Below are 22763 nucleotides of genomic sequence, written 5' to 3' on the forward strand. Positions count from 1 at the left end.
GGCCGGCGCAGACTGACCTTGGGCACAGACATTCACGCACCGCTCGGCCAGAACCGCAAGGAAAGGCCGCAATCGGCGGGACCATCGCGGTTCCCCGCCGGCAATGCCGTGTTTGCCGTCGCCGTCGCCGGCCTGCTCGGCTTTTCCGGCTGGACGGCGATGGCGCCGAGCGGCCTCCTCACCACGCCGCTGCCGGCACCCGCAGACGAAACCGCCAGCAACAGCCAGACCGAGGGCAAGGCCGACCAGAAGGTCGCCGTAGCCGACAGGGAGCGCGTGCCGCGCACATCGGGCCTTTCGGGCGGACGCGTCGAGGAGACCCTCACCGACGACGGTAATGTCGTGCGCACCTACAAGCCCGGCACGCGCAGCGGTAATGGACCACTGATCATCGAGGCGAGCCGCGTCGGGCAGGATCAGCGCACCGCCGCCTTTCCGAACGAGGACCTGCTCGAGGATACGTCCGACGGGAAGATCCCCGTCATCGGCCTCGACGGCACCCGGCCGATGGACCAGTATGCCCGGCCGTGGTCGGGTGCGCGCGGCACGCGCATCGCCATCGTCGTCGGCGGCCTCGGCCTCAGCCAGACGGGCACGCAGCGCGCCCTCAAACAACTGCCCGGCGAAGTCACGCTGGCTTTCGCCGCCAGCGGCAACAGCCTGCCTCGCTGGATGCAGGAAGCACGCCGCAACGGCCACGAAATCCTGCTGCAGGTGCCGTTCGAGCCGTTCGACTACCCGGAAAACGACCCCGGCCCGCACACGCTGCGCACGGATCTCGGCGAGGCCAAGAACCTTGCCGAGTTGCACCGCGCCATGGCGAAGACCACCAACTATACGGGCATCGTGAACTTCATGGGTGGGCGCTTCCTGTCCGATGCCGATGCGCTGGAGCCCGTCATCCGCGATGTCGCCAGCCGCGGCCTGCTCTTCCTTGACGACGGCAGTTCGGCACAGTCGCTGTCCGGTACCATCGCCGGCACCGTCGAGGCGCCGCATGCCTTTGCCGATCTCCAGCTCGACGCCGACCTGTCGCGTGCATCGGTTCTGAAGAAGCTGGACGAGCTGGAGCGCATCGCGAGGCGCAACGGCACGGCCATCGGTGTCGCCTCAGCCTTCGATGAAAGTGTGGACGCTATTCGCGAATGGTGCGAGGAAGCGGGCAGCCGCGGCATCGAAATCGTCGGCGTCGCGTCGCTCGCGGATATCCTCGCCAAGAAGCAATAGGAAGATTCGGATGGGCAAGGACAAGGACAGGGTGATCCGGGCAGAGGACCTGCCCTACCGCCCCTGCGTCGGCATCATGGTGCTGAATGCGGACAATGCGGTGTGGGCCGGCCGCCGCATCGCCATCGGCAATTCCGAGTATGACGGCTCGCCGCAGCTCTGGCAGATGCCGCAGGGCGGTATCGACAAGGGCGAGGATCCGCTGAAAGCCGCCTATCGCGAGCTCTACGAGGAAACCGGCATGAAGAGCGTCACGCTGCTTGCCGATGCTGGGCGCTGGATCAACTACGACCTGCCGGAGCACCTGATCGGCATCGGCCTCAAGGGAAAATTCCGCGGCCAGACCCAGCGCTGGTATGCCTTCCGCTTCGACGGAGCCGAAAGCGAGATTGCCATCAACCCGCCGCCAGGTGGTCACGAGCCGGAATTCGACGCGTGGGGCTGGAAGAAGATGCGGGAGCTGCCCGAGCTCATCGTGCCTTTCAAGCGCAAGGTCTATGAAGAAGTCGTCGCCGCCTTCGCCCATCTGGCGCCCTGAATGCAAAAACCCTCCCCGGTGAACCGGGGAGGGTTTTCGGTTTCCTGGGATCAGAGGAAACCGAAGTCGCTGGTCGACAGGGTCTTGATGCCCTGCAGCGTCGCGACCAGTTCAAGGTCCGCTTCCAGGCCCTTGCCATCCGAATCGAACCAGAGGCGGCCGTTGTCGCTTTCGAACAGGAACGTACCCTTGCTCGAGGTCGCCACCGGATCGGCACCGACGATGAGCGTCACAGTCGCGTCGCCGGACGCGATGCCATAGTCGCTGCGGTCGATCATCAGCTTGTCCTGGCCGCGGGTGAAGTCGGTAATGACGTCACCTTCGCCATCCCGGCCGGCACTGGCGAAGACGAACTGGTCATTGCCGGTGCCGCCGGTCAGCCAGTCGTCGCCCGCACCGCCGACGAGCACGTCATTGCCGCCGCGCCCATGCAGCACGTCATCGGCGTCGCCGCCGTAGAACGTGTTGTTGCTCGCATCGCCCTTGATGTCGTCGTCGGCGCTGCTGCCGTGGATGATCTCGATGCCCTTGACGGTCAGGCCGAGAGCAAGGCCCTTGTTCTTCGCCTGGCTTTCGAGATCGAGCACAACGGAGGTCGGGCCGTCGTAGAACATCAGCGTATCCGTGCCTGTGCCGCCGTCGAAGATATCCTTGCCGGTGAATTCGGTACGGACAAGCGTGTCGTCGCCGATATCCCCGAACAGCTGGTCGCTACCCGCACCGTCTTCAAGACGGTCGTTGCCGCCGGCACCATGCAGCACGTCGTTGCCGGCATTGCCGTAGAGCTTGTCGTGCAGGCTGCCGCCGGTGACCGTGTCCTTGCCCTTGGAGCCGTCATAGACCAGCGCCTCGAAAGCGTTGAAGTTGGTCGTGGCATCGACGATCACCTTGCCGGTGGTGAACGTGAAGGTGATGTCCTTCGTCTGTTCGGCGACGTCGAGGTCGAGAACGTCGGTCCCGATACCGCCGTCGGCAAGATCGCCGATCCCGGCATAGACGGTGTCGTTGCCGGCGTCGGCATAGAGCTTGTCCTTGCCGCCCGTGCGGTTGAGGCCGTCACCGTAGAGCGTATCGTTGCCGTCGCCGCCGCGCAGCGTGTCGTTGCCGGCGTCGCCCGAGAGGAAGTCGTTGCCTGCACCGCCGGTCAGCGTATCGTTGCCCGCACCGCCACGAAGTTCGTCACTCAGCGCCCCGCCAGTAAAGACGTCGTTGCCCGCACCGCCGTAGAGGGCGATGCGCTCAATGCTCGTCACCGTCACGGGCGTACCGGCGACGACAACGCTCGGTGCCACCTTGAAGGTGATGCCCGAAGCGTATTTGCTGAAATCGATGGAAGCGAAGTCGGTGCCCGTACCGCCGTTGAGCGTGAGCTTGCCGGTGGAGGCCGTGCGATAGAAGCTGTCATTGCCGGTGCCGAGATCGACCGTGTTGTGGCCGATCGACGAACCGAGGTCGCCGACGCGCACCACGTCGTTGCCGTCGCCGGCATTGATCGTGTTGGTGCCGCCGGTGTCGTACAGGCTATCGTTGCCGGCACCGGAGGTGAGTTTGTCATTGCCCGCACCGCCATCGAGCACGTCGCCGCCGGCGGTGCCGATCAGCGTATCGTTGCCGGCAAAACCATAGAAACGCACACTGCTGGCCGAACCGACCGATTTCACGACGTCACTGCCCGAGCCGAAGGACACTTCGATCGTCTCGAAGTTGTTCAGCGTCGTGCCATCGCTGATCTTGGCGGAGGCACCGGTCGCCTCGAAAGTGAGAGCCATCGTCGCGGTCTTGCGGTCGACGGACACGGTATCGATGCCCTTACCGCCATCGGCCGTATCGGAACCACCATCCCCGAGCACGACGTAGTCGGCGCCCGTGCCGGTCGTGACCCTGTCCTTGCCGAGGCCGGCATCGACGCGGTTGCTGCCGTCACCGGCATTGACGATGTCATTGCCAGCCCCCGAATTGATGACGTCGTTGCCGGAAAGCGTCGTGATCGTGTTGGCGCCGGTACCGGTCGCATTGATTGTGTAGTGCTCGAAGCCGGAAACCGTCGTGCCGCCGCCGATCGTGTTGACCACGGTTGCCGCCTTGGCCGTGAAATTGCCGCTGAAGGCCTCGATCACCAAACGGTCGCTGCCGCTCGTGTCGGTGATCGTGTCCTTGCCCTCACCGTATTTGTAGGTGACCGTGTCGTTGCCCGCGCCGCCATTGATCGTGTCGTTGCCGGCACCGCCGTCGATGATGTCATCACCGGCGTCGCCGTAGAGCTTGTCGTTTCCGGCTTCGCCATAGATCATGTCCATGGCGTCGCCGCCATAGACGGTATCGTTGCCAGCACCACCATAGAGAAGGTCGCCGCCCTGATCACCGTAAAGGAGATCGTCGTCGGCACCGCCCGTGAGGTAATCGGTGCCGTAACCGCCGCGCAACGTATCCTTGCCCTCGTCGCCCATCAGCATGTCGAAGCCGCGACCGCCCGAAAGGATGTCATCACCGCGACCACCCGTCAGCATGTCGGAATAGTTGCCGCCGGTGATGCGGTCGGCGAGGCTCGTGCCCGTGATCTGGAAGCTCTCGACATTGAGCGTGCTGACATTGCCCGTCAGCATCTGGGGCGCGATCCAGTCCTTGATGGTGATGTTGAGGCCGGTTGCCTGGTCGGAATAGTCGATCACCAGTCGGTCCGTACCGGAACCGCCATCGACGACGTCGCCGGCAGCCGTCTGCAGCTTGTTCATAAACAGCATGTCACGGCCGGAACCGCCGTAGAGCTTGTCGGCACCCGCGCCGCCGTCGATCATGTCGTCGCCGCTATCGCCATAGAGCTTGTCGGCGCCCTCGTCCCCCATGAGATAGTCGTTCTGGAAGGAACCATTGGCCGTGTCATCACCGGCACCGCCGAGGATCTGATCAGCGCCCATGCCACCATCGATCTTGTCGGCGCCACCGAGCGCCATGATGAAATCGTCTTCGAGATCGCTGCCGAGCAAATTGTCGACGCCATCCGTACCCATTACCATACCCATCGGGGCCTCCTGATCTTGCGTTCTGGACACCAGCCGGCCCTCACGGCTCCAACTGGCGCCGTGTCGTAAGGCATAGAGGTCCGGAGAAGGCGCTGCATCGCGCCGGAAGCGTCCGGGCCGGGCAGTGCGCCCGGGCTGAATCCGCATCCTTTTCGAGCCGGGACCGGCATCGTCTGTTCAGTCGAACGCCGCGGACTGCATGCGTTCTTGCCGGCTATATTGTGCAAAAAAAGTCGCCCCCCTGTTCCCCTGGGAACTGACAAGGGGGTGCACGGCCCCGGTGCGAAGCACCCCTGTTACCGGGGGAACAGGCTGCAGCGCTGGAGGCCGGAAACGAAAAAACCCCGGACGAGCCGGGGTTTTCATCGATCGGGTAGGGCCGCGAAGGGCCGCATGCCTTACTCGGCTTCGTTGGCCGGGGCGGCGTTCAGCTGGCCGTACTTCTCTTCGCCGAGCTTGCCGAGCAATTCCAGCTGGGTTTCGAGGAAGTCGATATGGCCTTCTTCGTCGATCAGCAGCTCTTCGAACAGCTTCATCGTGACGTAATCGCCCGCCGCGTGACAGATGTCGCGCGAGTTCTTGTAGGCCTTGCGGGCGTCGTACTCGCCGGCGAGGTCGGCTTCCAGAACTTCCTTGACGTTCTGGCCGATGCGCAGCGGCGCAACCGTCTGCAGATTCGGGTGACCTTCAAGGAAGATGATACGGGCAACGAGCTTGTCGGCGTGCTGCATCTCTTCGATGGACTCGGCACGCTCCTTCTTGGCGAGAAGCGTGTAACCCCAGTCCTCGAGAAGGCGGTAGTGGAGCCAGTACTGGTTGACAGCACCCAGCTCGAGATAGAGCGCTTCGTTAAGCTGCTCGATGACTTTTTTGTCGCCTTTCAAGATCCGCTCTCCTGTTTTCTTCATGGAATTGTTTGAGGCGGGTCATGAAATCAAATATCTCGTCGCCCGTCGAGTCACGGCGGGCGTGGTACTGCTCCGTTGTGCGGATGATGATGTCGACGACGTTGGGAAAACAGCCGCAGCAGCGGCCGCGTTTTTGCATCGCGTGATAGACCTTTGCAGGCACGATCAGCTGCCAACAGTCCTCATCGAGGAGGCTGTTGACCACGTCGACAATGTCCTTGTCGGTGATGAAATTGCAGCTGCAAACGAGCATTTCGTCTAGCCTGTCATACGCAAAGCACTGAGTTTCCGGCATTAAGCAAAAGAGGACATTGAGTGTCAAGAATGAATGGGTCAGCCTTACTGACTCAATAGTTTAGAGTCTTTCTAATCTTGACTGAAATCATCGTCTTTTCAGCGGGTTACAGTTCGATGACAATCGAAAACGCATCACGCGGATGCGTCAAACTGACCGATCACGAATTGTTGCAAAACCCGTTTTAACACCGATTTTTTCCGAATCCGGCAAAGCATCGTGAAAAGCCTCGATGCCGAATCGGCGGACAATCCGCCCAGCCCCGGCGCTGACGGCATGCGCTTTACAAAATTCGACCCTCGAAAAATCCGAGAAATCGTCTATATGACGGGCAAAGGAGAGCCCATGGCCCGCATTGACCAGACCGAGGATTGGCGCAACCGCCACGCCCCGACCATCAGCACGTTCGAATCGCTGGCACTGGAATCCTATGGCCACCTGCCGGAAGAGTTCCGTGCGCTGACGGGTAACCTCATCATCGAGATCGCCGAGTTCCCAAGCGACGACGTGTTCGAGGACATGGCGCTGGAAACGCCGTTCGATCTGCTGGGCCTGTTCGAAGGCCGCGGCATCAGCGAGCGCTTCACCGTCGAGACCGGCGAAATGGCGAACCGCATCACCCTCTATCGCCGCCCGATCCTCGACTACTGGGCCGAGAACGAGGAAACGCTCGGCGACATCGTCACCCACGTGCTCATCCATGAGATCGGCCACCATTTCGGTCTGTCGGACGACGACATGGAGCGCATCGAGGCGAGCGCGGAAGTCGCGGCGGGCTGACCGCCGCGATCGATGTTTTCGGCTTACTGCTCGGACAACTTGATGTCGGGCGTATAGTCCTTGCCCGGCACGTCCTTCACGACCGCCTGACCGCATTGCATGACCTTGGCATCGGCATTGTAGGCATAGGTCGGCGAGCCGTGCAGCTCCCAGCCCCTGTTCAGCGCCAGCGTCACCTTGTGGCAGAAGCTGGCGTCGTCGATGGCGGTGAGGAAGCGGTAGACTTTCATGCGGTTCTCTTTCTCTCGTTGATCAGGTCGACCCTGGCGAGCAGACGCTCGGCCTGGTCGGCGTGGAGCTTTTCGACCATGCGGCCGGCAATAGTGACCACCGCCTTGCCCGCATTGTCGGGTGCGGCGAAGGCCGCGACGATCGCCAGCGCCTCGGCGGCCTCCGCCTCCGTCACGCCATAGACCGCGTTGGCGGCGTCGATCTGCGCCGGGTGGATCAGCATCTTGCCGTCGAACCCCATCTGCCGGCCCTGGCGGCATTCCGCCTCAAGGCCCTCGGCATCTGCAAAGTCGTTGAAGACGGCATCGACGACATCGAGCCCGAAAGCGCGTGCGGCAACGACCACCTGGAGCAACAGCGGCGCGAGATAGGGGCGGCCGGGAATGTCGGCAATGCCGGTTTCCTTGCGCAGGTCGTTGAGACCGACGACAAAACAATCGAGCCTTCCGCCCTCCGTGCGGCCCGTCTCGGCGATGGCTGCGATGTTGAGAAGGCCGGCGGCCGTCTCGATCATCGCCCAGAGCCGCGGCCCCCAGTCGCGGTCATCATCGGCACCCGCCTCGGAGAGCCAGTCCGCCACGGTCAGCACGTCTTGCGGTTCGGAAACCTTCGACAGCAGTACGGCATCGGGCATGCAGTCCAGCACCGCCTCAAGGTCGAGTGCACCATCCGGCCCGTCGAGCGGATTGATACGAATGACATATTCGCGGCCCGAGGCGCGGTCGAGCGTGGCGAAATGCGCAACCAGCGCGGCGCGCGCCTCCGCCTTCTTTTCCGGCAGGACGGAATCTTCGAGATCGAAGAGAACCACGTCGCAATCGAGCGCCGGGGACCTGGCCAGCGCCCTGGCATTGATGGCGGGAACGCTCAGCACCGAGCGGCGCAGGCGAAGCGGATGGTGGTGCGGGGTCCTGTTCATGCGCTCTTTGTGCCGCGCTTTGCCGCAGCCGGCAAGCGTCCAGAGATTCGGCCTTGCAATGAACAAAATCGCCCCCCACATTGCTTCTTGCAGAAAGGGCAAATCAAAATGCAGCGTATCCGCTCCATCCTCTTCACCGTCTTCGCCATGCTGGTCGCCAGCGCAACTGTCGTGTTCGCAGCCTCGATCGGCCTTGCCATCGCCGGCATCGCTGCCGTGCTGATGCTCGGCTCCATGCTCGCAGGCAAGCTCCAGCCGGCACCCGTCCGCGCCACGGCGCGCGCGCGCAACGACCGTGCGGCCCCCGGCCAGCGCGAGCCGCGCATCTGGAACGACGGTCGCGGGACGATCATCGACCTCTAAGGCGAGGTCTCCCCTCCCCATAGGGATATCCGGGCGCCTCCTTGCGCCCGGCGGCTGCGTTTGCGGCCCTCGATCAAGATTTCCCTTCAAATTCCGGGAAAACTGATCTAAACGCTTGGCAAAATCACACCACCGCATTTCGAGGGTTTCCGCATGGACAAGTTCGTCAAGCTGACCGGCGTCGCCGCACCGCTCCCCGTCGTCAATATCGACACGGACATGATCATTCCGAAGGACTACCTCAAGACGATCAAGCGCACGGGCCTCGGCAAGGGCCTGTTCGCCGAAGCGCGCTACAATGAAGACGGTAGCGTCAACGAGACCTTCGTGCTGAACAAGCCCGCCTACCAGAACGCCACGATCCTCGTCGCCGGCGACAATTTCGGCTGCGGCTCCTCGCGCGAACACGCCCCGTGGGCGCTGCTCGACTTCGGCATCCGCTGCGTCATCTCCACCAGCTTCGCCGACATCTTCTACAACAACTGTTTCAAGAACGGCATCCTGCCGATCGTCGTCAGCCAGGACGACCTGGACAAGCTGATGGATGACGCCGGCCGCGGCGCCAACGCCATCCTGACCGTCGACCTGGAAGCCCAGGAAATCACCGGCCCCGATGGCGGCCGCATCGGCTTCGAGATCGACGCCTTCCGCCGCCACTGCCTGCTGAACGGCCTTGACGATATCGGCCTGACACTGGAAAAGGCCGGCTCGATCGACAGCTTCGAGAAGCAGAACGCCTCCGTGCGTCCCTGGGCCTGATCCCATGCGCCGGTTGATTTCATCCGGCTCTCCTTTTGAAGCGACGGCAGGCTATTCGCGCGCCGTCGTTCAGGGTGATTGGTGCTTCGTCTCCGGGACGACCGGCTACGACTACGCCACCATGACCATGCCCGACAGCGTCGAAGACCAGACGCGCAACTGCCTCGCCACGATCGGCAAGGTTCTGGTCGATGCCGGCTTCTCTTTCGACGATGTCGTGCGCTGCCATTACTATGTGACAGAGGCCGCCTTCGCCGATCGTGTCTTCCCGATCCTCGGAGAAACCTTCGGCACGATCCGCCCGGCTGCCACCATGGTCGTCTGCGACCTCATCCGGCCGGAAATGCTGATCGAAATCGAAGTTACAGCACTTCGCGGAAAATAGCCGACAGGCGAATGCTTGCGCGCAAAATTCTTTCGTTACGGCGATTTTCCTTGAACGGAAGTTGCGCTAAGAAGCGCGCGACCATTTCGTGACCTCAAGGAAAATCCCATGACAGCGCGTAACCTCCTCCTCCTGCCCGGCGACGGCATCGGCCCGGAAGCCATGGCGGAAGTCCGCAAGATCATCGCCTATATGAACGCCGAACTCGGCGCCGGTTTCACGACCGACGAAGGCCTCGTCGGCGGCTCGGCCTATGACGCCCATGGCGTGGCGATCTCGGAAGGCGACATGGAGAAGGCGCTTGCGGCCGACGCCGTGCTGTTCGGCGCCGTCGGCGGCCCGAAGTGGGATGCCGTTCCCTATGAGGTGCGCCCGGAAGCCGGCCTGCTGCGCCTGCGCAAGGACCTGAAGCTCTTCGCGAACCTGCGCCCGGCGATCTGCTACCCGGCGCTCGCCAACGCGTCCTCGCTGAAGCCGGAACTCGTCGAGGGCCTCGATATCCTCATCGTGCGCGAGCTGACGGGCGGCGTTTACTTCGGCGAGCCGAAGGAAATCATCGATCTCGGCAACGGTCAGAAGCGCGGCATCGACACGCAGGTCTATGACACCTACGAGATCGAGCGTATCGCCGGTGTGGCGTTCGAACTGGCCCGTACACGCGGCAACCGCGTCTGCTCGATGGAAAAGCGCAACGTCATGAAGTCGGGCGTTCTGTGGAACCAGGTCGTGACCGAAACACACAAGCGCGCCTATTCCGACGTGCAACTCGAGCACATGCTGGCCGACGCCGGCGGCATGCAGCTGGTGCGCGCGCCCAAGCAGTTCGACGTCATCGTGACGGACAACCTGTTCGGCGACATGCTCTCCGACGTCGCCGCCATGCTGACCGGTTCGCTCGGCATGCTGCCGTCCGCCTCGCTCGGCGCGCCGGATGCCAAGGGCCAGCGCAAGGCGCTCTACGAGCCCGTGCATGGCTCGGCGCCTGACATTGCCGGCAAGGGCATCGCCAACCCGATCGCCATGATCGCCTCCTTCGCCATGTGCCTGCGCTACTCGTTCAACATGGTCGCGGAAGCCGATAATCTGGAGAAAGCGATCGCCGAAGTGCTCGACAGCGGCATCCGCACGGGCGACATCATGTCGGAAGGCAGCCGCCAGGTCGGTACGACCGAAATGGGCGACGCCATCCTCACCGTCTTCAAGAGACTGTCGGCCTGAGCCGAACCCCATCGCTGAAAAGGCTCCCGGTGCCATCGCTGCGGGGGCCTTTTTCGTTTGCATCCCTTGAAAAGCCGCGTTGCGCCCGCACATGGAGACGACGTATCTGCAAGGGAAAGACATGAACCGATCGCTCGCGACCTCTTCGCTCTGGATCCTCGCCGCCACCGCCGTGCTCGTCGTGGTGCTTCTTCCCTTCGATCCCGCGATATCGCAGCGCGCCCAGGGACTTCCCGGCGCCGTCGTCACCTTCAACCAGCGCATTACCGATTTCGGCACCTTTAGCTGGATGATCTACGGCTCCGGCTTTCTCGTCATCCTCGCCTATGTGGCACACCGGATCAGCCGCAACGAGACACTGACAGGCCAGACGCGGACCGCATGGCGCCTGCCGCTCTACTTCTTCGTGACCACGGGGGCGACCACGTCGCTGGTGCATCTCATCAAGCTCATCGTCGGCCGCGCCCGGCCGGAACTCTTTGCCGACCATGGCGCCTACAGCCTGACGCCCTTCGCCTATCACGACCTCTATTCCAGCTTTCCGTCCGGCCATTCGGCCGCCGTCGGCGCCTTCTTCGGTGCCTTCTCCATGCTGGTGCCGCGCCTGCGGCCGCTCTTCCTGCTCGGTGCGCTGGTAATCGGTCTCTCGCGTATCATCGTCGGCGCGCATTATCCGAGCGACGTCGCCGCCGGCCTGCTGCTCGGCCTCTGGACGGCGATCGCCACCGCCTTCGTCTTCGCCCACAGGGACTGGCTCTTCCGCTTCGATGCGCGCGGCTGGCCCTTGCCGAAATCCATGCTGCCGAAACCCTGAAACGAAGAACCCGGCCCGTGTTGCCACGCGCCGGGTCCGCCAAGGATTGTTCGGAAGGGGGTGATCAATCCATGGCGTGGATGTCGCGGTCCTTCGTTTCCGGCAGGAAGAGAAGGCCGATGACAAGGGTGAGACCTGCGAAGATGATCGGGTACCAGAGGCCGAAGTAGATATCGCCCTGGGCCGCGCTCATCGCGAAGGCCGTTGCTGGCAACAGGCCGCCGAACCAGCCGTTGCCGATATGGTACGGCAGCGACATGCCTGTGTAGCGGATGCGGGTCGGGAAGAGTTCGACCAGCAGGGCGGCGATCGGGCCGTAGACCATCGTGACGTAGATCACGAGGACCGTCAGGACGGCGATGATCGTGACCCAGTTCACGTTTGCGGGGTCCGCAACCATGGTGAAGGCACCGCCACCGGCAATCGAATAGACCGCCATATCGGTGACGCCGTTGGCTTCGTCAGCCGTCAACAGCTTGCCTTTGACAAGATCCGCTGCCGGCATCGTCGCCTTTTCGCCGGCGCGAATGGCGGCGGCATCGAGCGCGAGTTCAGGATTGGCGGCAACGAAGGCATCCAGCTTGCTCTCCGGTACCTTGGCAGCGCCGCGCACCAGCGGATAACCGCTGTCGTGAAGCGCGATATTGGTCTGCTTCTGGAAGGCAGCGTCGAGGGCCTTGGCCTGGTCGCCTGCAGCCGTCGCGTCGTAGCTGGCGATCGTCTGCTCACCGATCTTGAGCGTTGCCGGGGTGCCGGCAGCAGCGGTGGTGACGACGTCATAGGGCACCGAGTTCTTGGTGAGGAACGCGGTCGCGATATCGCACGAGGTGGTGAATTTCGCCGTGCCCGTCGGGTTGAACTGGAATTTGCAGTCATCAGGGGCGGCGGTCACCGTCGCGCGAACCGTTGCCTGCGCTTCTGCCAGAGCCGGGTTGCCGGCCCAGGTCAGCGCCTTGAAAAGCGGGAAGTAGGTCAACATGGCGAGCAGCAGGCCGGCCATGATGATCGGCTTGCGGCCGATCTTGTCCGACAGCCAGCCGAAGAAGACGAAGAAACCGGTGCCGAGCAGCAGCGAGCAGGCAACCATGATGTTGGCCGACTGGCCATCCACCTTGAGCACGCCGGTCAGGAAGAACAGCGCGTAGAACTGACCGGAATACCAGACGACGGCCTGGCCGACGACGGCACCGAACAGCGCGAGCAGCGCGATCTTGGCGTTGCGCCACTGGCCGAAGGCTTCCGTGAGCGGTGCCTTGGAGCCCTTGCCCTCTTCCTTCATCTTCGCGAAGGCCGGCGATTCGTTCATCTTCAGGCGGATCCAGACGGAGACGCCGAGGAGAACGACCGAGAGCAGGAACGGTATGCGCCAGCCCCATTCGGCGAAGGCTTCCTTGCCGACGATGAACTGGACCGCGAGGATGACCACCAGCGACAGGAAAAGACCGAGCGTCGCCGTCGTCTGGATCCAGGACGTGAAGTAGCCGCGCTTGCCGTCGGGCGCATGCTCGGCGACATAGGTCGCGGCACCACCATATTCACCGCCGAGCGCCAGGCCCTGCAGCATGCGCAGCAGGATCAGGATGATCGGGGCAGCGATGCCGATGGTGGCGGCACCGGGCAAGAGGCCGACGACGAAGGTCGACACGCCCATGATCAGAATCGTCACGAGGAAGGTGTATTTGCGGCCGACGAGGTCGCCGAGACGACCAAAAACCAGCGCGCCGAACGGACGCACGAGAAAGCCCGCAGCGAAAGCGAGAAGCGCGAAGATGTTGCGCGTGGTTTCCGGATACTGGCTGAAGAAGGTGGCGCCAATATAGATCGCCAGCGAACCGTAGAGATAGAAATCATACCACTCGAAGACGGTGCCGAGCGACGAGGCGAAAATCACCTTCTTCTGCTCGCCCGTCATGGGCGCCGACTTGGCGTTGCCCACGGTCGAAACGTTTGCCATTTGTTTGTCCTCCACAAAAACGGCGTGTCGGGGCAGCCCATGGGGTCCGGAGTTTCTCCCTAAAACGCCGGACGGGGTGCGCCTGATGGAAGGATGGCAGAAAATGAAACGCCGCATCAGCGCTGCTTTGGGCTTATGACTTTCGGCGTAAGACTTTCGTCGAGGGCCCGCGAAATGCCGGAAGTCGCATGGAAGGCTTGACTCTTCGGCAGATGAGCGTATTCAGCACCCACGCAAGGGAACCGCCATGTACCGCTTTGGACAGTCCATCGCTCGCATGATCGCTCCGGCATTCAACGCCGGACGGGTTCGCTATTGCGTATCGATTTCCAAAACAATGGCCAAAACGACGACGAAAACCGTCTGACGTCTCTGGCCACCGCTCTCTCCCCGGTATGGCCGGGGACAGAAACCCGCGCTCCTGGCCGGCGGGTTTCCCTCCAAAACCCGCGGAGAGACAGAGAAAGAGAGCTTTAGTCATGGGTTTCAAGATCGCAGTCGCCGGCGCGACCGGCAATGTCGGCCGGGAAATGCTGAACATCCTTTCCGAGCGCGGTTTCCCGGCTGATGAAGTCGTGGCACTTGCCTCCGCCCGCTCCCAGGGCACCGAAGTCTCCTTCGGCGACAAGACGCTGAAGGTACAGAACCTCGAAAACTACGATTTCTCCGACACCGACATCTGCCTGATGTCGGCTGGCGGCACGATTTCGCAGAAGTGGTCGCCGAAGATCGGCGCGCAGGGCTGCGTCGTCATCGACAACTCCTCGGCCTGGCGCTACGACGCCGACGTTCCGCTGATCGTGCCGGAAGTGAACCCGGACGCCATCGCCCAGTTTTCCCGCAAGAACATCATCGCCAACCCGAATTGCTCGACCGCCCAGCTCGTCGTCGCGCTGAAGCCGCTGCATGACCGCGCCAAGATCAAGCGCGTCGTCGTCTCGACCTACCAGTCGGTTTCCGGCGCCGGCAAGGAAGGCATGGACGAGTTGTTCCAGCAGACCCGCGCCGTCTTCGTCGCCGATCCGGTCGAATCGAAGAAGTTCACCAAGCGCATCGCCTTCAACGTCATTCCGCACATCGATAGTTTCATGGAAGACGGCTACACGAAGGAAGAGTGGAAGGTTCTCGCAGAGACCAAGAAGATGCTCGACCCGAAGATCAAGGTGACCTGCACGGCCGTGCGCGTTCCCGTCTTCATCGGCCATTCGGAATCGGTCAACATCGAGTTCGAAAACGAGATTACCGCGGACGAAGCCCGCGACATCCTGCGCGAAGCGCCGGGCTGCCAGGTCATCGACAAGCACGAAAACGGCGGCTACATCACGCCTTACGAATCGGCCGGTGAAGACGCCACCTATATCTCGCGCATCCGCGAGGACGCGACCGTCGAAAACGGCCTCAACATGTGGGTCGTCTCCGACAACCTGCGCAAGGGTGCCGCCCTCAACGCCATCCAGATCGCCGAGCTGCTCGTCGCGCGCGGGCTGATCAAGGCGAAGAAGCAGGCCGCCTGATTTTTTTGGGAAGGAAGCGTTTCCGGCATTTCGGTGAAATGTGGCAACGTTCCCTTAACCAAGTTTAAATAAAAGTCCCGGTTGTTCCGTCTGAGAACAATCGGGACTTCGCTTTGAGCCGGGCTGCAAGCGCGGCTCACGGCAAGGTGCGATGACAGGAACAGGGGAGCATGCCATGCTCCCGCAGCGGAATTCACGAGATCACGGGGTTTTTCATGGGCATGATCAAGAGCGTGGCCAAGGTTCTGGCCGCAATGATCGCCACGGCGGCGGTACCGGCAGCGGCTCAGGCCGCCAAGTGCGGAAACGATGGGGGCGGTTTTTCGGCCTGGGTCGAGGCGTTCAAGGATGAGGCTGCCGGCCGCGGCATCAGCCGCTCGACGCTCGACAAGGCCTTCGCCAATGTCAACTACGCCAAGGCCACGATCCGCGCCGACCGTGGCCAGAAGAGCTTCAAGCTCTCGCTCGACCAGTTCATGCAGAAGCGTGGCGGCAAGGCCATCATCAACCGCGGCAAGAGCCTGAAGAAGCAGAACGCCGCGCTCTTCGAGCGCATCGAGGCCCGTTACGGCGTGCCCGCCGGCCCGCTGCTCGCCATCTGGGGCATGGAGACCGGCTTCGGCGGCTTCCTTGGCAAGGAACACACGCTGTCGGCCGTCGCGACGCTCGCCTATGACTGCCGTCGCTCGGACTACTTCACCAATCAGCTCTACGCCGCCCTGCAGCTTGTACAGAACGGCACGCTGAGCACGACGGCACGCGGCGCTGCCCATGGCGAAATCGGCCAGACGCAGTTCCTGCCGGCAAACGTCCTGAAATACGGCGTCGATGGCGACGGCAATGGCCGCATCGACCTCGTCGGTTCCAAGGCCGATGCGCTCGCCTCCACCGCCAACTTCCTGCGCGGCCACGGCTGGAGCGCCGGCAGCGGCTACCAGCCGGGCCAGGGCAATTTCGGCGCCCTGCAAGGCTGGAACGCGGCGAGCGTCTACCAGCGCGCGATCGCCATCATCGGCGCGGAAATCGACGGCGACTGATCGCCGGTCATCCAGAACTGAAAAAGCCCGGCTTGGTCTCCCAAGCCGGGCTTTTTGTTGCCTTACTGTTCGGAACGCTCAAGCGCTCGGACGTTTGAAGTCGCCGGTTGATGCATCCATGATCCACAGTTCACCGGTCGAAATGTCGAACCAGGCGCCGTGCAGCTGCACGCGGCCCTTCTCCTCGAGAATGCGCACGCAGGGGAATGTCCTGAGATTCGCGATGGAATTGCGGATCGAGACGCGCTCGAGCGCCCGCTGGCGCTCGCCCTGGGTCAGGATTTCCGCATTCTGGATCTGCTCGGCGACGGGCTTCAACATGCCCATCCACTTGCCGATGAAATCGCCCGGCGACAGCGGCTCGGCATCCGGGTCGAGGGCCGCGGCAATACCGCCACACCGGCCGTGGCCCATCACCACGATATCGGTCACCTTCAAGGACTGGACGGCGAATTCGAGCGCGGCCGAGGTCGCGTGGAACTGACCGTCCGGCTCATAGGGCGGCACGAGATTGGCGACGTTGCGCACGACGAAAAGCTCGCCCGGTCCGCTGTCGAAGATCGTCTCGGGTGCTGCGCGAGAGTCACAACAGGCAATGACGAGGGTTTTCGGTTTTTGGCCGGTCTCGGCGAGCGCCCGGTAGCGGGCGGACTGCTCAGCATAGCGGCCGGACATGAAATTGCGATAGCCATTCAGAAGACGATCGGGAAAGCGGTTCATAGGTCGGAATACTCCCGTGATACGATCCACCGGACGAGGCTCCACCCGGTTTCCCGCATAAACCACTCGGCGGAGATTGACGCAAGTCAGGATCGGCGCGGCTGCGCCGGATGAACGAGACGGCGCATGTGCACCATGGCCATGGGTGTGGAAATGCTGGAGGCATCCTGCTCCAGCGTCAGTTCGTCGGCGCCACGCTTGGCGGTGCGCGCCACGATCTCGAAGACGCTCGCCGTCGCCAGCATCAGCGCCCGTTCCTCGGGCAGATTTTCCATCAACCGGGACAGGAAGACGGCGGCAAGCAGGTCGCCGGTGCCGTTCGGCGGATTGTCCACCAGCCGGTGCTCGGCCAGAAGCGCACTGCGTCCCGACAGAAACAGATTGCCCGTGCTGCCCGCCATCAGCGGCAGCGAGGAGGTGACGAGCATGCGGGGCGGACCGAGCGAAAGGGCGGCCTCCACGATCGCGTTGTTGGTCTCCAGCGGCGCGCCGGCCAGCCAGGCGAGCTCGAAGCGGTTCGGCGTGGCGATCGACGCGAGCGGGATCAGGCTGTCGCGGATCGCCACCGCCGTCGCCTCCGGTACGTAGAGCCCGCGCTCGTCGCCACAGACGGGATCGCACATATAGAGAAGATCGGGATTGTCGGCCCTGAGGCCCGCCACCAGCCGTGCGACGGAGCGCGCCTGCGCCGCGCTACCGAGATAACCCGACAGCACCGCCTTGACCTCGCCGCGCCAGGGCGCGCCGATCAGGTCGGAAATGATCGCGTCGAAATCATCGTCCGAAATCGCCACTCGCGTGGCGCGGCCGTGGCCGGGATGCCAGGGCAGGATGACCGTCGGCAGGGCCCAGACGGGATGGCCGAGCGTTTCGAGCGCGAAGACGGCCGCCCGGTTGCCCACCGTGCCGCGCACCACATGGCTCGAAATGACGATGACGGTGCCCTTGTCGCTCGCGCTCATAGCCGGCTTCCTTCGTTTCGTGGAAGTGATGGCAAGGGGGCTTGTGCCTGTCAACGCCTGGCCCTTTCAGGAGGTTTTGTTGCAGGACAGCACGGACCGTGCTCTGCCGGTTTTTGGCTACTTTTCGACGAAAAATCGGCAATTTTCCGATAAAACGACAGCAAAACTGACCTATCTCGGACAAAATCGATTGAATTTTCTCGCAAATGCACAAATTTCGTCGCGTGTATTTTTTCTTCTGCTAACGTCCCGGCATCGGATTCGAGGGAGAATTCCATGGGTGCCCGGACCAACGTGAAACGAGAAAAACACATCGAGGCCGCAAAGGCCGCAGCCGCCGCTCTCGGCGCAAAAACACTCAACCCCGACATCCTCTTCGGGCGTGCCAGCAAGGACGATCTGGACCACTATACCGGCCCGATGCTGGCCGCAGCCGCCGCCCACGCCATGGCGGAAATCGAGGCTTGGGACGGCAGCGCGCCGCGCGTCACCGTCACCACGCTCGCAGACGTCAAGCCGCAGGGCCAGCCGGTCTCCGTGCTCTCCGTCACCGACCGCAACCAGCCGTTCCTCTATGACTCCGTCATGGGCGAAGTGACGAGCACGCACCGCGATATCCATCTCGCGATTCACCCGATCCTCGTCGTCAGCCAGGAGGAAGCACCGAAGCTCTTCTCGCCGGACGAGGAGAGCGACCCGACGCAGCGCGTCAGCCATATCGAGATCCATCTGTCCGAACTGCTGCCCGCCGAAGCGGCCAATCTCGCGGAGCGCGTGAAAAACGTGCTGAACCAAGTGCATCTGGCCGTCGATGACTGGCCGTCTATGCTGGAAAAGCTCAACGGCGCCACCGCCGACATGGAGCGTTACGCCAAGGACAAGCCCGGCAAGAGCGAGGCACTCGCCTTCCTCGACTGGCTGCGCGGCAACAACTTCACCTTCCTCGGCATGCGCGAATATTCCTATTCCGGCAAGGGCGAGCAGGCGACGGTGGAGCGCGGCGGCGATGGCCTCGGCATTCTCTCCGATCCCGATGTGCGCGTGCTGCGTCTGGGCAAGGACGCCGTGACGACGACTCCGGAAATCCTCGAATTCCTCGAAGGCCCGGATTTCCTCATCGTCACCAAGGCGAATGTGAAATCCGTCGTGCATCGTCGCGCCTATATGGATTATATCGGCCTGAAGCGCTTCGACGAAAAGGGCAAGGTGATCGGCGAGCTGCGCATCGTCGGCCTCTTCACCTCCACGGCCTACACGCATGCCGCCGGCCAGATCCCGCTGCTCCGCTCCAAGGTCGAGGCGGTCATCGACCATTTCGGCTACGATCCGAAGAGCCATTCCGGCAAGATGCTGATCAACACGCTGGAATCCTATCCGCGTGACGACCTCTTCCAGATCGATCCCGGCCTGCTCGCCACCTTCTCGGAACAGATCAACGAGCTTTCCGACCGGCCGCGCATCCGCGTTTTGCCGCGCATCGACCGTTTCGACCGGTTCGTCTCCGTCATCGTCTATGTGCCGCGCGAACAGTACGATTCCGACGTGCGCGAAAAGATCGGCAACTATCTGAAGTCGGCTTATGACGGCCGCGTCTCGGCCTATTACCCGGCTTTCCCCGAGGGTGGCCTTGCCCGCGTACACTTCATCATCGGTCGTTCCGGCGGCAAGACGCCGCGCATTGCCCAGAACAAGCTGGAACAGGCCGTGCGCGAGATCGCCACGCGCTGGACCGATCGCTTCGAGGCGCTGTCCAGTGCAGACGGTCTTCGCCTCCATGCCGATACCGGCTATCAGGAAGACTTCACACCTACCGAGGCCAATGCCGATCTCGCCCTGATTTCGACGGCAACGCCGGAAACCCCGATCCGCATTTCCTTCTACCGCAAGGCCTGGAACACCGACCTGACCTCGGTGGAACTGAAGATCTTCCACGCCGGCGAACCGGTTTCCCTGTCGCGCCGCGTGCCGATGCTCGAAAATCTCGGCTTCAACGTCATCAGCGAACAGACGCACGACCTGATGCTCACGACCTTCGACGGCAACGAACGCCGCGTTCTGCTGCATGACATGGAGCTGAAGCAGCGCGACGGCCTGGAGGTCAATCTCGCCAAACTGAGCCCGATGCTGGAGGAAGCCTTCCTGGCCACCTGGCACGGCGAGGTGGACGACGACGCGCTGAACCGCCTCGTGCTGACCGCCGGCCTCTCGGCCCGCGAGGTCATGGCGCTGCGCACCTATTCGCGTTATCTGCGCCAGACCGGCATCGCCTATTCGCAGGGCTATATCGCCGATACGCTCAACAAGTATCCGGCCATTGCCGCCAATCTCTTCCGCCTGTTCGAGACCAGGCTCGACCCGAAGCTCACCGAGCGCCAGCGCGAGAAGAAGTCCGGCGACATCTCCACGGCCATCGAAGAGGCCTTGGCCAACGTGCCGAGCCTTGACGAGGACCGGATCCTGCGCCGCTACGTCAACGCCATCCAGGCGACGCTGCGCACCAACTATTTCCAGCACGATGCCGACGGCAAACCGCGCAAGACCTTCGCGATCAAACTCGATCCCAAGGCGCTCGACGGCCTGCCGGAACCGCGCCCGTTCCGCGAAATCTTCGTCTATGGGGCCGAAGTCGAGGGCGTGCACCTGCGCTTCGGCAAGGTCGCCCGCGGCGGCCTGCGCTGGTCGGACCGCGCGCAGGACTACCGAACGGAAGTGCTCGGCCTCGTGAAGGCGCAGCAGGTCAAGAACTCGGTCATCGTTCCCGTCGGCGCCAAGGGCGGCTTCTATCCAAAGCAGCTCCCGGTCGGCGGCAGCCGTGACGCCATTTTCAAGGCCGGCACCGAAGCCTACAAGACCTATATCCGCACGCTGCTGTCGGTCACCGACAACATTGTCGGCCAGGACGTCGTGCCGCCGGCCGATACGGTGCGCATCGACGGTGACGACCCCTATTTCGTCGTCGCCGCCGACAAGGGCACTGCGACCTTCTCCGACACCGCAAACGGTCTGGCGCAGGAAGCCGGCTTCTGGCTCGACGACGCCTTTGCGTCTGGTGGCTCGGCCGGCTACGACCACAAGAAGATGGGCATCACCGCCCGCGGCGCCTGGGAGACCGTCAAGCGCCACTTCCGCGAGATGAACATCGATATCCAGAAGACGCCGTTCACGGTCGCCGGCGTCGGCGACATGTCGGGCGACGTCTTCGGCAACGGCATGTTGCTGTCGCGCAAGATCAAGCTCGTCGCGGCCTTCGACCATCGTGACATCTTCATCGATCCGTCACCGGATACCGATACGTCGTTTGCCGAGCGTCGCCGCATGTTCAACCTGCCGCGTTCGAGCTGGCAGGACTATGATCGCTCCGTGCTCTCCAAGGGCGCGATGATCATCCCGCGCACGGAAAAATCCGTGACGCTGACGCCGGAGGCACAAGCCGTCATCGGTCTCGAGAAGGCCAAAGCCACTCCGTTCGAGATCATGACCGCGATCCTCAAGGCGCCGGTCGATCTGATGTGGTTCGGCGGCATCGGCACCTATATCCGCGGCCAGAACGAGACCGATGCGGAAGTCGGCGACCGCGCCAACGATCCGATCCGCATCGTCGGCGAGGATGTGCGCGCCAAGGTGATCGGCGAGGGCGCCAATCTCGGCGTCACCCAGCGCGGCCGCATCGCCTTCGGCCTCAAGGGCGGCCGCAGCAACTCGGATGCCATCGACAACTCGGCCGGCGTGAACTCGTCGGACGTCGAGGTCAACATCAAGATCGCGCTCGCCTCCGCCATGCGCGACGAGCGGCTGACGCGCGCCAAGCGCAACGTGCTGCTCGCCTCGATGACCGATGAAGTCGGCCATCTCGTGCTGCGCAACAACTATCTGCAATCGCTGGCGATCTCGCTGATCGAAAAGCAGGGCACCGCCAACCGCGCGCCGCTGACCCGCCTGATGGACCGCTTTGAGGCCGCCGGCCTGCTCAACCGCAAGGTCGAGACGCTGCCCGATGACCGCACGCTTGCCGAACGCTATCAGGCCGGCAAACCGCTGACGCGGCCGGAGATCGGCGTGCTGCTCTCCTATGCCAAGCTGGTGCTGTTCGACGAGATCGTTCACACCAGCCTGCCGGATGAGCCCTATTTCGAGCCGACGCTGACCGGTTACTTCCCGGCGAAAATGCAGAAGGCCTATGCGGACGATATCCGCTCGCATCGCCTGCGCCGCGAGATCATCGCGACGATCCTCGCCAACGAGGTGATCAACCGCGGCGGCCCGGCCTTCATCAACGGCCTGACCGACGGCACCGGCTTCGGCCCGGCGGATGCGGTGAAGGCGGCGGTGATCGCCCGCGACGGTTATGGCCTCGCCGCGCTCTATGCCGGCGTCGATGCGCTGGACAACCAGGTCGCCGGCACCCTGCAGAACGAACTCTATGAAGAGATCGGCCGCATCTATGCCAACGTGACCAGCCTGCTTTTGACCACCGGCGCGGTCTCCGGCCCGATGGATCAGGCGGTGCACAAGCTGAAGCAGGCGCTGAAGCAGCTGCGTCCGCAGCTCTCCACGCTGGTTTCCGACGCCATTGGCGACGAGGCCCGCCGCAAGGCGCATGCCTATGAGGACGAGGGCGTCCCGGCGGAGCTTGCGGAAGAGATCACAACGCTCTCCCTGCTCGCCTTCGTGCCCGAGGTCATGCTGATCGCCAACGCGACGGGCGACACGCTCGCCAAGACGGCGCAGACCTTCGCCGGCATCAGCGCGACGCTGAATATCGGCCGGCTGCTCTCGTCGGCAAGCCGCATCCCGACCGGCGATCTCTACGAGGCGCTCGCTCTCCAGCGCAGCCTCACCGATATCGCCAATGCCCGGCGCGACCTCGCCACCGTGGTGCTGACACGCCACAAGGGCGACAAGGCGCCGCTCGCCACCTGGCAGCAGGGCGACAAGGAGCGGCTTGCCCGCGTGACGGCAAACCTCTCGGCGCTGACGGAAGCCGGCGAAGCGACGCTGGCCAAGGTCTCGGTCGCTGCGGGCATCCTGAGCGACCTTGCACAGGAACGGGCGAAATGACACAGTCCCTGCCGGCTGGCGGATCCCGTTAGCCGGCTTGGGGACGGGTGCGGTCATCGCC

19 protein-coding genes are annotated in these 22763 nt (G+C 63.2%); 11 read left to right on the forward strand and 8 right to left on the reverse strand.

Annotated features, from left to right (window positions below):
* Positions 1 to 18: 18 nt before the first annotated feature.
* On the forward strand, positions 19 to 1227 hold the full coding sequence (locus MUU55_RS24430) for a divergent polysaccharide deacetylase family protein (RefSeq protein ID WP_244763382.1): 1209 nt from the start codon (positions 19 to 21) through the stop codon (positions 1225 to 1227).
* Between the two features lie 10 nt (positions 1228 to 1237).
* Positions 1238 to 1765, forward strand: coding sequence for an RNA pyrophosphohydrolase (locus tag MUU55_RS24435; RefSeq protein ID WP_244763383.1), 528 nt, complete (start codon positions 1238 to 1240; stop codon positions 1763 to 1765).
* A 50-nt stretch (positions 1766 to 1815) separates the two neighbouring features.
* Here the strand turns inward: MUU55_RS24435 and MUU55_RS24440 are convergent, their stop codons facing one another.
* From MUU55_RS24440 to MUU55_RS24450, 3 genes are all read right to left on the reverse strand, one after another.
* A complete protein-coding gene (locus tag MUU55_RS24440) occupies positions 1816 to 4785 on the reverse strand; it encodes a calcium-binding protein (protein ID WP_244763384.1) in 2970 nt (989 codons plus the stop codon).
* A gap of 398 nt (positions 4786 to 5183) precedes the next feature.
* Positions 5184 to 5669, reverse strand: coding sequence for a bacterioferritin (gene bfr / locus MUU55_RS24445; protein WP_244763385.1), 486 nt, complete (start codon positions 5667 to 5669; stop codon positions 5184 to 5186).
* Complete coding sequence (locus MUU55_RS24450) at positions 5635 to 5988, reverse strand: (2Fe-2S)-binding protein (RefSeq protein WP_244763501.1); 354 nt, start codon at positions 5986 to 5988, stop codon at positions 5635 to 5637. Before MUU55_RS24450 ends, bfr begins: the two co-directional genes overlap by 35 nt.
* A gap of 345 nt (positions 5989 to 6333) precedes the next feature.
* Here MUU55_RS24450 and MUU55_RS24455 point away from each other — a divergent pair, with 345 nt between their 5' ends.
* On the forward strand, positions 6334 to 6768 hold the full coding sequence (locus MUU55_RS24455) for a metallopeptidase family protein (protein ID WP_244763386.1): 435 nt from the start codon (positions 6334 to 6336) through the stop codon (positions 6766 to 6768).
* Between the two features lie 23 nt (positions 6769 to 6791).
* Here MUU55_RS24455 and MUU55_RS24460 read toward each other — a convergent pair whose 3' ends face one another.
* The gene (locus MUU55_RS24460; protein ID WP_244763387.1) at positions 6792 to 6998 is read right to left on the reverse strand and encodes a DUF1737 domain-containing protein; all 207 of its coding nucleotides are present in this window, start codon (positions 6996 to 6998) and stop codon (positions 6792 to 6794) included.
* Positions 6995 to 7918, reverse strand: a complete 924-nt coding sequence (locus MUU55_RS24465) for an HpcH/HpaI aldolase/citrate lyase family protein (RefSeq protein WP_244763388.1) — start codon at positions 7916 to 7918, stop codon at positions 6995 to 6997. Before MUU55_RS24465 ends, MUU55_RS24460 begins: the two co-directional genes overlap by 4 nt.
* A gap of 108 nt (positions 7919 to 8026) precedes the next feature.
* On the opposite strand from MUU55_RS24465, the gene MUU55_RS24470 reads away from it, so the two are divergent.
* The 5 genes from MUU55_RS24470 (at position 8027) to MUU55_RS24490 (ending at position 11457) form a co-directional block, all read left to right on the forward strand.
* The gene (locus tag MUU55_RS24470) at positions 8027 to 8281 is read left to right on the forward strand and encodes a hypothetical protein (protein WP_244763389.1); all 255 of its coding nucleotides are present in this window, start codon (positions 8027 to 8029) and stop codon (positions 8279 to 8281) included.
* A gap of 153 nt (positions 8282 to 8434) precedes the next feature.
* Positions 8435 to 9040, forward strand: coding sequence for a 3-isopropylmalate dehydratase small subunit (leuD, locus tag MUU55_RS24475; RefSeq protein ID WP_244763390.1), 606 nt, complete (start codon positions 8435 to 8437; stop codon positions 9038 to 9040).
* Between the two features lie 4 nt (positions 9041 to 9044).
* Complete coding sequence (locus tag MUU55_RS24480) at positions 9045 to 9425, forward strand: RidA family protein (RefSeq protein ID WP_244763391.1); 381 nt, start codon at positions 9045 to 9047, stop codon at positions 9423 to 9425.
* 108 nt (positions 9426 to 9533) lie between these two features.
* Complete coding sequence (leuB, locus tag MUU55_RS24485; RefSeq protein ID WP_244763392.1) at positions 9534 to 10643, forward strand: 3-isopropylmalate dehydrogenase; 1110 nt, start codon at positions 9534 to 9536, stop codon at positions 10641 to 10643.
* A gap of 121 nt (positions 10644 to 10764) precedes the next feature.
* The gene (locus MUU55_RS24490) at positions 10765 to 11457 is read left to right on the forward strand and encodes a phosphatase PAP2 family protein (RefSeq protein ID WP_244763393.1); all 693 of its coding nucleotides are present in this window, start codon (positions 10765 to 10767) and stop codon (positions 11455 to 11457) included.
* Positions 11458 to 11521: 64 nt separating this feature from the next.
* Here MUU55_RS24490 and MUU55_RS24495 read toward each other — a convergent pair whose 3' ends face one another.
* Positions 11522 to 13411 carry an MFS transporter gene (locus MUU55_RS24495; RefSeq protein ID WP_244763394.1) on the reverse strand — a complete coding sequence of 630 codons (1890 nt, stop codon included), beginning with the start codon at positions 13409 to 13411 and terminating at the stop codon, positions 11522 to 11524.
* 479 nt (positions 13412 to 13890) lie between these two features.
* Here MUU55_RS24495 and MUU55_RS24500 point away from each other — a divergent pair, with 479 nt between their 5' ends.
* A complete protein-coding gene (locus MUU55_RS24500) occupies positions 13891 to 14925 on the forward strand; it encodes an aspartate-semialdehyde dehydrogenase (protein WP_244763395.1) in 1035 nt (344 codons plus the stop codon).
* 215 nt (positions 14926 to 15140) lie between these two features.
* Complete coding sequence (locus MUU55_RS24505) at positions 15141 to 15962, forward strand: lytic murein transglycosylase (protein WP_244763396.1); 822 nt, start codon at positions 15141 to 15143, stop codon at positions 15960 to 15962.
* A gap of 78 nt (positions 15963 to 16040) precedes the next feature.
* Here MUU55_RS24505 and MUU55_RS24510 read toward each other — a convergent pair whose 3' ends face one another.
* Both MUU55_RS24510 and pdxY read right to left on the reverse strand, forming a co-directional pair.
* On the reverse strand, positions 16041 to 16682 hold the full coding sequence (locus tag MUU55_RS24510; protein ID WP_244763397.1) for a carbonic anhydrase: 642 nt from the start codon (positions 16680 to 16682) through the stop codon (positions 16041 to 16043).
* A gap of 86 nt (positions 16683 to 16768) precedes the next feature.
* Positions 16769 to 17644 (reverse strand): pyridoxal kinase PdxY, encoded by an 876-nt coding sequence (gene pdxY / locus MUU55_RS24515; RefSeq protein ID WP_244763398.1) that lies wholly within the window; start codon positions 17642 to 17644, stop codon positions 16769 to 16771.
* 276 nt (positions 17645 to 17920) lie between these two features.
* Here pdxY and MUU55_RS24520 point away from each other — a divergent pair, with 276 nt between their 5' ends.
* Positions 17921 to 22702, forward strand: coding sequence for an NAD-glutamate dehydrogenase (locus tag MUU55_RS24520; protein ID WP_244763399.1), 4782 nt, complete (start codon positions 17921 to 17923; stop codon positions 22700 to 22702).
* The last annotated feature ends 61 nt before the right edge of the window (positions 22703 to 22763 follow it).

This window comes from Shinella curvata (assembly GCF_022899935.1).
Taxonomy (GTDB): domain Bacteria; phylum Pseudomonadota; class Alphaproteobacteria; order Rhizobiales; family Rhizobiaceae; genus Shinella; species Shinella curvata.

What these genes read in the sequence shown, in the direction of transcription:
- MUU55_RS24435 (WP_244763383.1), top strand. Translation starts at nt 1,238, where the DNA reads ATGGGCAAGGACAAGGACAGGGTGATCCGGGCAGAGGACCTGCCCTAC.
- MUU55_RS24450 (WP_244763501.1), bottom strand. Translation starts at nt 5,988, where the DNA reads ATGCCGGAAACTCAGTGCTTTGCGTATGACAGGCTAGACGAAATGCTC.
- MUU55_RS24480 (WP_244763391.1), top strand. Translation starts at nt 9,045, where the DNA reads ATGCGCCGGTTGATTTCATCCGGCTCTCCTTTTGAAGCGACGGCAGGC.
- MUU55_RS24455 (WP_244763386.1), top strand. Translation starts at nt 6,334, where the DNA reads ATGGCCCGCATTGACCAGACCGAGGATTGGCGCAACCGCCACGCCCCG.
- MUU55_RS24510 (WP_244763397.1), bottom strand. Translation starts at nt 16,682, where the DNA reads ATGAACCGCTTTCCCGATCGTCTTCTGAATGGCTATCGCAATTTCATG.
- MUU55_RS24470 (WP_244763389.1), top strand. Translation starts at nt 8,027, where the DNA reads ATGCAGCGTATCCGCTCCATCCTCTTCACCGTCTTCGCCATGCTGGTC.
- MUU55_RS24500 (WP_244763395.1), top strand. Translation starts at nt 13,891, where the DNA reads ATGGGTTTCAAGATCGCAGTCGCCGGCGCGACCGGCAATGTCGGCCGG.
- MUU55_RS24460 (WP_244763387.1), bottom strand. Translation starts at nt 6,998, where the DNA reads ATGAAAGTCTACCGCTTCCTCACCGCCATCGACGACGCCAGCTTCTGC.
- MUU55_RS24520 (WP_244763399.1), top strand. Translation starts at nt 17,921, where the DNA reads ATGGGTGCCCGGACCAACGTGAAACGAGAAAAACACATCGAGGCCGCA.
- MUU55_RS24490 (WP_244763393.1), top strand. Translation starts at nt 10,765, where the DNA reads ATGAACCGATCGCTCGCGACCTCTTCGCTCTGGATCCTCGCCGCCACC.
- leuD (WP_244763390.1), top strand. Translation starts at nt 8,435, where the DNA reads ATGGACAAGTTCGTCAAGCTGACCGGCGTCGCCGCACCGCTCCCCGTC.
- MUU55_RS24465 (WP_244763388.1), bottom strand. Translation starts at nt 7,918, where the DNA reads ATGAACAGGACCCCGCACCACCATCCGCTTCGCCTGCGCCGCTCGGTG.
- MUU55_RS24505 (WP_244763396.1), top strand. Translation starts at nt 15,141, where the DNA reads ATGGGCATGATCAAGAGCGTGGCCAAGGTTCTGGCCGCAATGATCGCC.
- leuB (WP_244763392.1), top strand. Translation starts at nt 9,534, where the DNA reads ATGACAGCGCGTAACCTCCTCCTCCTGCCCGGCGACGGCATCGGCCCG.
- MUU55_RS24495 (WP_244763394.1), bottom strand. Translation starts at nt 13,411, where the DNA reads ATGGCAAACGTTTCGACCGTGGGCAACGCCAAGTCGGCGCCCATGACG.
- MUU55_RS24440 (WP_244763384.1), bottom strand. Translation starts at nt 4,785, where the DNA reads ATGGGTATGGTAATGGGTACGGATGGCGTCGACAATTTGCTCGGCAGC.
- pdxY (WP_244763398.1), bottom strand. Translation starts at nt 17,644, where the DNA reads ATGAGCGCGAGCGACAAGGGCACCGTCATCGTCATTTCGAGCCATGTG.